Annotated in this window: 9 protein-coding genes; 5 read left to right on the forward strand and 4 right to left on the reverse strand. The window is 44.9% G+C overall.

The window, feature by feature from the left end; all coding sequences use genetic code 11:
- Positions 1-181 precede the first annotated feature (181 nt).
- From DD616_RS13235 to cobO, 3 genes are all read left to right on the forward strand, one after another.
- Positions 182-1,480 carry an outer membrane protein transport protein gene (locus DD616_RS13235; protein WP_017050593.1) on the forward strand — a complete coding sequence of 433 codons (1,299 nt, stop codon included), beginning with the start codon at positions 182-184 and terminating at the stop codon, positions 1,478-1,480.
- Between the two features lie 301 nt (positions 1,481-1,781).
- Positions 1,782-3,056: an outer membrane protein transport protein gene (locus DD616_RS13240; protein ID WP_026028225.1), complete on the forward strand. Its 1,275-nt coding sequence runs from the start codon at positions 1,782-1,784 to the stop codon at positions 3,054-3,056.
- A gap of 129 nt (positions 3,057-3,185) precedes the next feature.
- Entirely contained in the window at positions 3,186-3,791 is a 606-nt protein-coding gene (gene cobO, locus DD616_RS13245; RefSeq protein ID WP_010320670.1) for a cob(I)yrinic acid a,c-diamide adenosyltransferase, read from the forward strand.
- 61 nt (positions 3,792-3,852) lie between these two features.
- On the opposite strand, the gene DD616_RS13250 is transcribed toward cobO, so the two are convergent.
- From DD616_RS13250 to apbC, 3 genes are all read right to left on the reverse strand, one after another.
- Entirely contained in the window at positions 3,853-5,979 is a 2,127-nt protein-coding gene (locus DD616_RS13250) for an AsmA family protein (RefSeq protein WP_208871781.1), read from the reverse strand.
- An 81-nt stretch (positions 5,980-6,060) separates the two neighbouring features.
- Positions 6,061-6,702, reverse strand: a complete 642-nt coding sequence (gene udk, locus DD616_RS13255) for a uridine kinase (protein ID WP_010320672.1) — start codon at positions 6,700-6,702, stop codon at positions 6,061-6,063.
- Positions 6,703-6,894: 192 nt separating this feature from the next.
- Complete coding sequence (apbC, locus tag DD616_RS13260; protein WP_013857252.1) at positions 6,895-7,971, reverse strand: iron-sulfur cluster carrier protein ApbC; 1,077 nt, start codon at positions 7,969-7,971, stop codon at positions 6,895-6,897.
- Between the two features lie 155 nt (positions 7,972-8,126).
- On the opposite strand from apbC, the gene metG reads away from it, so the two are divergent.
- Positions 8,127-10,193, forward strand: coding sequence for a methionine--tRNA ligase (gene metG, locus DD616_RS13265; protein WP_170900149.1), 2,067 nt, complete (start codon positions 8,127-8,129; stop codon positions 10,191-10,193).
- Between the two features lie 216 nt (positions 10,194-10,409).
- Positions 10,410-11,222, forward strand: coding sequence for a hypothetical protein (locus DD616_RS13270; RefSeq protein WP_208871782.1), 813 nt, complete (start codon positions 10,410-10,412; stop codon positions 11,220-11,222).
- Positions 11,223-11,349: 127 nt separating this feature from the next.
- Here DD616_RS13270 and udp read toward each other — a convergent pair whose 3' ends face one another.
- Entirely contained in the window at positions 11,350-12,108 is a 759-nt protein-coding gene (gene udp, locus DD616_RS13275) for a uridine phosphorylase (RefSeq protein ID WP_010320675.1), read from the reverse strand.
- Between the last annotated feature and the right edge of the window lie 157 nt (positions 12,109-12,265).

Genomic DNA, 12,265 nt, shown 5'->3' on the forward strand with positions numbered 1-12,265 from the left:
AGACAAAAATAGAGCTTAAACTCTATAAACAAGCATTTTCCGCCTTTTTCCTGCCAAATAGACATCATTTCTGCAATTTTATCATTCAATTAGACAATGGTCGGATTTCTATCTTCTATACTTGCCTCTAGTATCAGCCACCAATTGAGCATTTGCTCAAAAACAACGTCCATTAGAGGCGATGAAATCAAAAAGGAAAAGCACCATGAACAAGACGCGTCTGTTTAAAAAATCGTTACTTGCCGTAACGGTAGCTCTCGCTTCACAACAAGCACTGGCAGCGGGCTTTCAGCTCAATGCACAATCTGCGACTGGCCTAGGTCGTGCATTTGCTGGTGATGCTGTTATTGCCGATAACGCATCGGTGATGGCTCGTAACCCTGCCGCAATGGCGTTGTTTGATGAAACCTCACTCTCTTTGGGCTTTGAATCCATAACGACAAAAATTAAAGTCAAGGATGCGAAATACTGTGGTACAACTTGCCAAGTTGCACCACAGCTATCGGCTCCAAAAAACGCAAATTATGATGAAGCAGGCGGTACATCTATTGCTCCAAATATCCATCTCATTGTCCCTCTCAATGATAAGTTTGCGTGGGGCGTCAATGCCTATTCTAACTTTGGTACAAAAACTGAATTTTCAGATAGTTACTCTGCTAGTGAATATGGCGGTTTAACAGACGTCAAGAGCTTTAACTTAGGCCTTGCTGGTTCTTACAGAATAGACTCTCAATGGAGTGTTGGCGCTGGACTAGATTTAATCTATGGTAAAGGAACCATGAAACGTACGGCTAGTTCTGATGTCGCAAGTTTGGGTGGTAAAGATTTAGTCAACGTAGATGGTGCTGATGTTTGGGCTATCGGATTCAACTTTGGTACTGTCTTTGAGCTAGATGAAAATAACCGTTTCGGTGCCGCATATCATTACAGTCCTGAAATGGAAGCAAAAGATGATAAAGGACAAAAAATCAATTTACCATTGCCTGACCTTTTTGAGTTTTCTGGATTCCATAAAATAAAAGATACCAATTTTGCAGTTCATTACAGCGTACAATGGATCGGCTGGAGCACATTTGATCAAATTGAATTTAGTGACCTCAAAAACTCCCCACTAGGTTCTACTTACAACAAACCATATAAATGGCAAGATGGATGGCATTATGCTATTGGCGGAACGTATTATTTAAATACAGATTGGACTTTACGTGCTGGTTATATGTATGACACCAGCGCTCAAGATTCATTAACGTCAGTATCAGTACCTGACTCTGACCGCCAATGGTTCTCTGCTGGCTTTACTTATAACCTAGATGAAAAATCAAATATTGATTTTGGTTTCACCTACTTACTGGGTGATGATGTACAAGTATCTGAAGGAACACCTAATCCTCTTGGTTCACCTCAATATCTTTCAACTCTGACGGCAACGACCCACGCAGATGCAATCCTAGTCGGCTTACAATATAGCCGCAGCTTCTAAGCGCAACGTTTATCAGCATAGCATCAATAAAGGGCTGGTTTTCCAGCCCTTTTTCATACTTGTAGCCGCATCGCTTTATCGAATCGAGCTAACAACTGTACCTTTTTTACCTTAAACCACACTACAAACGTTCGCTGAAAGTTAGAAACACTTCCATAACAAGCAGAGTATTACGCTTAGAATTAAACTATAAGTAGATTTAAATTTCAAAAACAATAAATTCACTGCTTTATATTTTTAAAGTATTCGCTCTAACCTTAAAATTCCCACACCGAATTCAAATATTTCAGCGAACATTATAATGAAATCAAATAAAACTCTTCTTTCACTCGCAGTGGCATGTGGACTGTTCAGCGTATCGAATGCATCTCAAGCGGCCGGTTTCCAATTGGCAGAATACTCTGCAACGGGCCTTGGGCGTGCTTACGCCGGTGAAGCGGCTATGGCTGATAACGCCAGTGCACAATGGCGTAACCCTGCCATGCTGACTTATTTGAAAGGTACGCAAATTTCTGTTGGTGCAATTTACGTTAATCCGAATGTTGATGTGAATGGAAAAATCAACGGCGCATTAGAAGCAAGCTCAAATGACTTCGCAAATGATGCCGTCATCCCCAATTTTTACCTCTCACATCAAGTGAACGATAAAATGGTACTAGGTTTAGCACTCGGTACTAACTATGGCATGGAGACCGAACTTGACCGTAATTTCAGCGCGAGCCACTTTGGTAATCAAGCGATGGTTAAAACAATGGAAGTCAATGCCAACATCGGCTACCAACTCACTGATGCGGTTACCGTTGGCGGTGGCATTCGTTATGTGATTGGAGAAGGCCATTTCGGTGCGACCTCTCCGGCTCAAACTAAGCCTCTTCCACAAGGTACAACACTAAAGTACATGGAAGGTGAAGATAAAGCTTGGGGTTGGCAAGTGGGTACGGCATGGCAGATCAATGATAGCAATCGCATTGGCTTTACTTATAAATCCGAAGTTGACCTAAAGCTTACTGGCACAGCGAATATATTTTCGAAAGAATCGGGCAAGGTGGTGAATGATACAGGTTCAATGATGCTCACTATGCCTGCCACCGCTGAACTGGCTAGCTACCACCAACTAAGTGAACAGTTGGCACTACATGCCAGTATTAACTGGACCGATTGGAGCAGTTTCGAAAAGCTTGAAGCGGATTTAAACACTCTTGGCTCAGTGATGGTTAAAGAAGAAAACTGGGAAGACAATTACCGTTTTGCTCTGGGTGCTACTTACCAAGTCGATGCAAAATTAGCACTGCGTACAGGCATTGCTTACGATATGGCGGCAGTTAACGATAAAAACCGTACCATTACCATCCCTGAAACTGATCGAACTTGGTTAAGCGTTGGTGCGGAGTATGCATTTACGGAGCAATTCACCGTAGACACTGGCTTTACTTACATTTTTGCCAAAGATGCCAACATTGTGGAATCTCGTGGTTATGCTTCAGATGATGCAGCGCAAGCCGTTGGAGGCCAATTTTCTGGTACAACGACGGGTAATGTTTGGCTTATCGGCGCACAAGCCAATTACCGCTTCTAAACTCATTAGAGATACTCCCAGAGGCCAGAGCACTGCTCTGGCTTTTTTATTCCTTGTAATTTCGATGGTTTTTGCTGCCGAGTAGTTGAGCTATGATAGCGGCAACGCTATTAATGAACAGGATTGAGCATGTCGACTGAAGAAATTAAAAATGAACGCCATAAAGCGAGACAACAGAAAGTAAAAGAGCAAGTCGATGCACGAATTGCTGCGGCCCAGCAAGAGAAAGGGTTGTTATTGATCATTACCGGAAATGGTAAAGGGAAATCCACCTCAGGTTTTGGCACCATTGCGCGCGCTGTCGGCCACGGTTTGAAATGTTCGGTAGCTCAGTTCATTAAAGGAACCTGGGAAAACGGTGAACGTAATCTGCTTGAAAAACTGGGCGTCGAATTTCAAGTCATGGCGACGGGCTTTACTTGGGAAACGCAAAATAAAGAAGCCGATACCGCAGCAGCGCAAGGGGTTTGGCAAGAGTGCAAACGCATGCTTAAAGATGAGTCGATTGATGTGGTGTTGTTTGATGAGCTGACCTACATGGTGAGCTATGGCTATATCGAATTAGACGAAGTGATTGAAGCCTTAACAACACGGCCAGCAATGCAGTCGGTGGTGATCACGGGCCGAGGAGCACACCGCAGCTTGATTGAAATCGCCGATACGGTGTCGGAAGTCAAAAATGTGAAACACGCCTTTGAGTCGGGCATCAAAGCACGAAAAGGCATCGACTGGTGATAAAAAAGCCTCCTCTAAATCGAGGAGGCTTGATCAATCATAATGAAATCAACCCAGTAAATTACTTAAAAAGACTTTTTAATAAGCCATCAACCGCTTTCTTAGTTTTCTCGTCTTTTATCTCAACGCCGAGCTTTTCCAAGCCACGGTCAATTTCTTTTTCCGCTTTTTGTCTTAACACATCATCAAAAACCAATTTGAATTTAGGATCGCTCCATTGCCCTGAGATGTTGATAGGAATCGTAACGTCTCGCAACTCATCAATGTCTTTGCCACCTTGCCCCTCTAGCGTTCCCACCACAGAAGTGCTCACCAAAAAATCAACCGTTTGTTGCAGATAATTCGCTTTACCCTCACCACGAATACGCAACAGTGGTGATTGCATGGCGAGGTTATTGGTGGTGACTTCCCCTTTGTTCAATTTCAGCGTAGCGGTCATGGCGCTAAAATCGGTTTTCTTCACTGGGTCGTCATCAACTTTCTTACCTTTAATTTTGGCGTAATTGCTACGGATAAGGTGAGCAACGTTAATACCATTGACTGCACCATCGGCAAAGTTGATGTTCACGGTTCCGACAAGGTTTTGTTGAATGCCCGTTGGCGTCAAACTGCGGCCCTTTACATCCACATCGATGTTACCCGTGCCTTGTAACATCTCATTATTGAGTACATCTTTTAATAGCGGCAGCACCTGTACTCCCTTAACGCTTTTTTTAGCGCTATAAGTGGCAGGTACTTTGGTTGCATCCAGTTGAGCGGTCGCTTGAATCGTACCTTGGTAAAGGTTGGCACTGAATGAGGTTAAATTCATAATTCCACGATCGACGCTAAAACTGGTTTGCACATTCTGTAATCGAGCATTATTGGCTTTGAACTTGTCTATGGTGACCTTGCCTTGCACATCCAACGTTTTTAATGCACTGAGATCCGGTTCCACTTCAGCGCTCACCGTAGCAGGCGCTGCTGACGTTGAACCTGACGATGCCTTATTTTCACTCACGGCACTGCTTGCCGTTGCTGGATTCGCAAGCCCTAAAAATTCATCCAAATCGATATTTGGGCTATGCATATTGAAGCGGATTTTAGGGATCTCAGCCAACGTCACTTTGACATCACCATCAAATTCTAATGCATTTGCGGTTAATTTACTGAGTAAGACATCCAGTTGGTTTTTAGAGAGATCAAAACGAATGTTCGAAGTTAAACCGATCTGCATTGGGCTTTGTGGCAAACTGGTTCCTTCTAGGTTGGTATCCAGTACCAGCGTATCAATCTTCACCAAGCTCATGGCTTTATCGAGAGTCAGTTGCGCACTCCCCTTCGCATCAAGTTTTAGATCAGCCGCCTTTCCTTTCACGCTGAATGACAGCGCATTCTTCTTATCAAACTCGAACGTGGCTAATTCAATCTTCGCAGAATCAATCTGGTTTGATGGGTCACTAAAGCTCGCATCAAGCACAACGTTCTTCAGCGCATAATCTTTGAAATCAGCGGCTAATTTGAATTCAGCTCGCCCTTCTGCGGCAAAGTTTTGTTGGTTATTTTTACCTTTGGCGGCAAAAGTCGCTGACGTCCATTTGTCCACCGCAAACTCTGAAAGATTGACCGCCACGTCATACAGCTTAGTATGTGTACCGGCTTTGCGGTCTTGTATTTCCAGTAATGCGTTTTCGACGCTGACGCCCGCTAAGTTAATCGTCCACTCTTGAACAGGGTTGCTCGCATTGACGCTGCTTGTCTCTTCTTGTGCTGGTTTTGTTTCGTTTACGGCGGAAGAGGCGGCTGGCTGAGGCGCGGCTTGAGTTAAGCTATCTAAGTTTGAACGGCCATCTTTAAGGGTTTCAAGATGGAACGCTGCCCCATTTAGGCGAATATTGCCAATTTCCAGTTGCTTATCCAGCAATGGCATCACCGAAATTTCAATACCAACTTGCTCGACTTTAAACAGGTTTGGAGCGCTGAAACCTTGTGGGTTTCTGAGTTCAGTTTTGCCCAGCTCAAAGCCAAGCGAAGGGAAGAAACTCCAACTGATATCTCCTTCAATGACTAAGTCCAACCCCGTTTTCTGTTTGGCTTGTTCTACAATCAAGGGCTTAAATTGGTTAGGATTGACCAACAGGACAAGTGCGAGCGCGGCAGCGATTAACGCACCGATAATAATGGCAATGAAAAGAAACAGTTTTTTCATCAGCTTTTTCCTTGCTTAATTAGAAAAAGAAAGTGGCACCTAAAGTGCCACTTGTCTGCTTAAAAATAAAGACCACAAAAGTTAAGATTTCAACAATTTCGCGATGTGGGCTTTTAATACATCAATGGCGATACGGTTTTTACCGCCACGAGGAACGATAATGTCCGCGTACTGTTTTGACGGTTCGATAAACTGCATAAACATAGGGCGAACCGTTTTTTGGTATTGCTTCAATACCGAATCCATGGTGCGGCCGCGCTCTTCTACATCACGCTTCACTCGGCGTAATAAACAGATATCCAGCGGAGTGTCCATAAATACGGTCGCATGCATTAAGTCACGTAAACGTGGGTCAGTCAGCAGTAAAATACCTTCTAAAATAATCACTTTCTTGGGTGTTAATAGCGTTGTATTCGCGGTGCGAGTATGCTCAGTGTAGCTGTACTCTGGCACTTCAACCGCTTCGCCACGGGTTAATTGTTCTAAATGTTGGCAAAGTAGATCATGGTCAAGTGCATTCGGGTGGTCGTAGTTTGTCTTAACGCGCTCTTCCATACTGAGATGGCTTTGGTCGTTGTAATAGCAATCTTCCGTAATCACACCAATTTGGTGGTCGCCTACTTTGGCACGAAGTTCGTTATAAATCGTGCTCGCAATCAGGCTTTTTCCAGAAGCTGAAGCGCCAGCAATACCTACGATGACGCATTGATTATTCTCAGACATTATTTTTGCACCCGGTGATGGTTTGGTGATGAAAATAGATAAACTGCCCGATTATAGGGACTTCAACCACCTGATACCAGTCTCGATTTAGACTTTGGAAGAGGTTTGAATAACAAACTACCAAGCAAACGTTTTCGTCGTATTTCAGAAGAGATCACCACAGTGCTACTTTCATAGCACTGTGGACCAACACTAGTCTACCAATGTAAAACTGATTGCATCTGGCTTAGGCTTTCCTTGCCAATATAGGCTTGAACAGACTCGTTCCGCCAGTTGAAGATAACGCTGTGTATGCTCACTTTCTGGTTGAGCAACCACGGTAGGACGACCTTGGTCGATGTCTTCACGCAGGGCAATGTGCAGAGGAATTTGTGCAAGCAGCGCCAACCCATATTCACTGGCCAGTTTCTGCGCGCCACCGACACCAAAGATATGCTCTTTCTCTCCACAATGACTGCAGATGTGATAGCTCATATTTTCAATAAGCCCGATAACCGGAACGTCGACTTTTTCGAACATGGCCGCCCCTTTGCGCGCATCCGCTAGTGCCAGATCTTGCGGAGTGGTGACGATCACCGCGCCTGTTACCGGAATTTGTTGTGACAAGGTGAGTTGAATATCACCTGTCCCCGGTGGCATGTCGATGACCAGATAATCCACATCTGGCCACTCGGTTTCATTGAGCAATTGCGCCAGTGCTTTCGATGCCATCGGCCCGCGCCAAATCGCCGCTTCAGATTTATCAACCAGATAGCCAATCGAATGACTGAAAATGCCAAATGCCTCAACTGGCTGCATCCACTTATTATCACGCACATCTGGCTTTGCTTCTTGCTTGCCAAGCATCATCGGTACTGAAGGGCCATAAATATCCGCATCCAACAAGCCAACTTTCGCCCCAGATTGAGCAATGGCTAGAGCAAGATTGACGGCGGTGGTTGATTTGCCGACGCCCCCTTTGGCTGAAGTCACCGCAATAATATTTTTAACACCATTAACACTATGAGCGACCGTCGTCGCTAGCGCTTTCGGCGCAATGATTATCTCAACGCTGAATGGAGCAAGCGCATCGGTTTGCTGCTTGGAGACGACCCATTCGGAAAGCTCATTCAGCAGATTTTTAGCGGCAAATGGAATATGAACCGTCAAACGTCCCGCTGTTGTAACCGAAATCCAATGCGGTTGGTTTGCCCACCCCGCAATAAGATGAGGGTGTTCAAATTGGTTTAACCAATCGCAAAAATCTTGTTTAGATGTGAACGGCTGCATAGCTTCTCCTTTTTGCTCATGCTATCACTCTCTATTGTCAGACTGAACCCCAAAAAAGTTGCGGGATTCCTTAGGCTCACGCCTTGGAGTCGCTCGCTGCATAAGGTAGTATTGGTATCTATTTTTCATACCTATCAAAAAAGCGAATATTAAGTATGGCGACTGACCCAAGAAACGTTTCTTCAAGGAAACTGCTGGTAACTTGTGCCCTTCCGTACGCTAACGGTTCGATCCACCTTGGTCATATGCTTGAGCATATCCAAGCTGACATTTGGGTTCGTTACCAACGCCTACGCGGCAACACTGTAAACTTCATCTGTGCAGACGATGCTCACGGCACGCCAATTATGCTTAAAGCACAACAGATGGGTATTACACCTGAAGAGATGATCGCCGCAGTAAGTGAAGAGCACCAAAAAGATTTTGCAGGTTTTGATATCAGCTTTGACAATTATCACAGCACTCACAGCGAAGAGAACCGCGAACTGGCTTCTCACATTTATCTTGAGCTGAAAAAAAATGGCTTCATTTCAAGCCGCACCATTTCTCAGCTGTTTGACCCAGAAAAAGAGATGTTCTTGCCTGATCGCTTCGTGAAAGGCACTTGCCCAAAATGTAAGTCAGAAGATCAATACGGTGATAACTGCGATGCGTGTGGCGAAACCTATAGCCCAACAGAGCTTATCAACCCGAAATCGGCCGTTTCTGGCGCTACGCCAGTAATGAAGGATTCCGAGCATTTCTTCTTTGACCTTCCTCAATTTGAAAGCATGCTCAAAGAGTGGACTCGCTCTGGCTCGCTACAAACAGAAACCGCCAATAAAATGCAAGAGTGGTTCGAAGGCGGCCTGCAACAGTGGGATATTTCACGTGATGCGCCATACTTTGGCTTTGAAATCCCCGGCGAAAAGAACAAATTCTTCTACGTGTGGTTAGACGCGCCTATCGGCTACATGGGTTCATTTAAAAACCTATGTAACAAACGCGATGACTTAGACTTTGACGAATACTGGAATAAAGACAGTAAAACCGAACTGTACCATTTCATCGGTAAAGATATTGTTTACTTCCACAGCCTATTCTGGCCAGCGATGCTTGATGGCAGTGGTTTCCGTAAGCCTAATAACGTATTCGTGCACGGTTATGTCACAGTCAATGGCGCGAAGATGTCGAAGTCTAAAGGAACGTTTGTCAAAGCAAGCACTTACTTAAACCACCTAGACCCAGAATGCTTACGCTACTACTACGCCGCAAAACTCAATAGCCGTATCGACGATCTTGATTTAAACCTTGAGGATTTCACCCAACGTGTGAACGCCGATGTGGTCAATAAAATCGTCAACCTGGCATCGCGTAATGCGGGCTTCATCACCAAACGTTTTGAAAATCAGTTGTCTGCAACCTTTGCCGAGCCAGAGCTGTACGCAGAATTTGCCGCAGCAGCGGATCGCATTGCTGATCTTTACGAAAGCCGAGAATTTAACCGTGCCATTCGTGAAATCACTGCATTGGCGGACAAAGCGAACCAATACGTGGATGAAAAAGCGCCTTGGGTTGTGGCTAAACAAGAAGGTCAAGAGCAAGAGCTACAAGACATTTGCTCAGTGGGCATCAACCTATTCCGCGTGTTAATGACTTACTTAAAACCTGTAATGCCAGCACTAGCGGCGCGCACCGAAGCATTCTTAAACCAAGGACTCACTTGGGAAGGCGTACAAACACCATTAACAAGCCATACGCTCACGCCATTCAAAGCGCTGTTTAATCGCATTGATCCGAAACACGTTGAAGCGATGATTGAAGCGTCTAAAGAAGAAGCGGCAGCAGAAAAAGCTGCGATTGAGAGCGCGCAACCAACCACAGTTGAAACTGAGCTAAGTAAAGACCCTATTGCAGCTGAAATTGAATTTGATGATTTTGCTAAAGTGGACTTACGCGTCGCTAAGATCATCGCTTGCGAAGCGGTGCCAAAAGCGGACAAATTGCTCAAATTCCAATTGGATATTGGTGGCGAAACTCGCCAAGTGTTTTCAGGTATTAAAGCCGCTTATTCACCCGAAGAGTTAGTAGGCAAGTACACTGTCATGGTAGCGAACCTCAAACCGCGTAAAATGAAGTTTGGTATGTCAGAAGGCATGATCTTAGCCGCAGGCCCTGGTGGCAGCGAGCTATGGATTCTTGAACCACATGAAGGTGCTCAAGCTGGCATGCGCATCCTGTAATACATCAATCTTCACGATAGCATCCCCAACACGCTCTGTGTTGGGGATTTTTTATCACCATACTGCTCAAAATCGATCCAGCTCACACTTTTAGTTCAAAATGCACCAATAAGATGCATCACTTCAACGCAAAAATACATAACCCATTGAATTTAAACAAACAAAAAACTGGCATTAACCCTGCTAACTCTAGATTGGTATAACATTAACAAGGAGTTGGTTATGTTTGTTTTTATCTCAATGCTTATCTCTATCGGTATATTGTGGCTGATGTTTTATCTGGCAAAACAGCGTGAATCCACATTACAACGTAAATATCAACTGCTGATCGACCTTCGCCAGCTACTGTTTTTATGCCGTCAGCACCGTAACATTACCCATCAAACACTAGCCTCTGCTCAAAGACGCGACACTGAGTTGAATGAATTGCAAGATACGCTATACGAAAAAAGTAATCACTTAATTGCTATCGCACACTTTGACAACAAACCAATGTACCGTGTGCTGCAAATTAAGCTTAAAGCACTCATGAAGGAGTGGCCAGAGCGCTCTGTGGCTCGTAACCAAATGATGCATGGTAAAATAATTCGTCACTGTATGTTCTTAATGGATGAGGTGATACTGGCTTGGTTGGTGGAATCCAACCGCGAAGATCTCAGCGATGAATACCATATTAATTGGCAACAGGTCATTGATGCGATGGACGCGCTAACTCAGTTACGCATCAGCATTGATGAAATGGATACTCAAGATGGCCGCATACGCTTGCAGCATTATAGTGAGGTTGTCAGGCGTAGGATGAATCAACTCGCCTTAATCAGCCCTTTAACGGTAGCTTCGCCAAGCTGCTCAGCCGCGCTGCATAGCCTGAGCGAACTGCATGATCATCCTGCCTTTCAAATAGAAGCTGGCGCGATGTACCAAATCACTTCGGATATTTCACTCAGCATCTCTCACGTTTACGACCAGATGCTCAGCGACTTAACCGAGAGCTTGTACATTCCGTTGCCTAAATTGGCGATTGCTTAGTGAGTAATTGTTTAGCTGGTGACTGTTTGACTGGTGATTATTTAGAAAGTAAAAAGGCCACTTTATTCAAAAGTGGCCTAATCACTCACCGTGTACATAGATACATCAGTGTAAATTCAGAACTCAATTACAGCATTTTACGCGCCGCTTCGACAACCACTTTGATTGAACGAGCCTCGGTTTCTTTGAGTGTCGCGTGATCTGGGATCTCTTTTTGAGTACGGTTGATGATCACACCAGCCACACAACCTGCTTTCAAACCTGAGCTCGCACACATGGTTAGCAAAGTGGCGGATTCCATCTCAAAGTTCAATACGCCCATGTCTTGCCACTCTTTCATTGAGCCTTGGAAACGACGCACAACACGACCAGTGAAGGTGTCATAACGCTCTTGGCCTGGGTAGAAGGTATCACTTGATGCGGTAACGCCCATGTGCACGGTTGCACCACTTTCAACTACAGCCGCTTTCATTGCAGTGGCGACATCGAAATCAGCCACAGCAGGGAATTCCATTGGCGCAAAGTGCAAACTTGCACCGTCAAGGCGAACCGAACCTGTGCTGACAATCATATCACCCACATTGACATGAGGTTGGATTGCACCAGTAGTACCTACGCGTAGGAAAGTACGCACGCCAAGTTGAGCAAGCTCTTCAACCGCAATAGACGTAGAAGGGCCACCGATACCAGTAGAACAAACAACGACTGGCTTACCGTCTAACTCTGCGCGGTACACAGTGTATTCACGGTGGCTAGCAAGAAAGACTGGATTTTCCATCTCTTCAGCGATTTTTTGTACGCGGGCTGGATCCCCAGGGATAATGGCCAAAGTAGCACCATTCAGATCGGCTTCGGTAACACCTAGATGGAAAACGGCTTGAGACATAAGTGACTCCTTATTGCGGCTTGTTCAGCTCATAGATATACATCGGGTATGCAGCTACTCTAGCGGACCACGCACCAACAAAGAGTGATCAAATTCACAATGAATGACGCAATGTAACGAACACATTCTCATAAAAACGGTTTGCATCACAAAAAAC

Source organism: Vibrio anguillarum (assembly GCF_003390515.1).
In the GTDB taxonomy this organism is placed as follows: domain Bacteria; phylum Pseudomonadota; class Gammaproteobacteria; order Enterobacterales; family Vibrionaceae; genus Vibrio; species Vibrio anguillarum.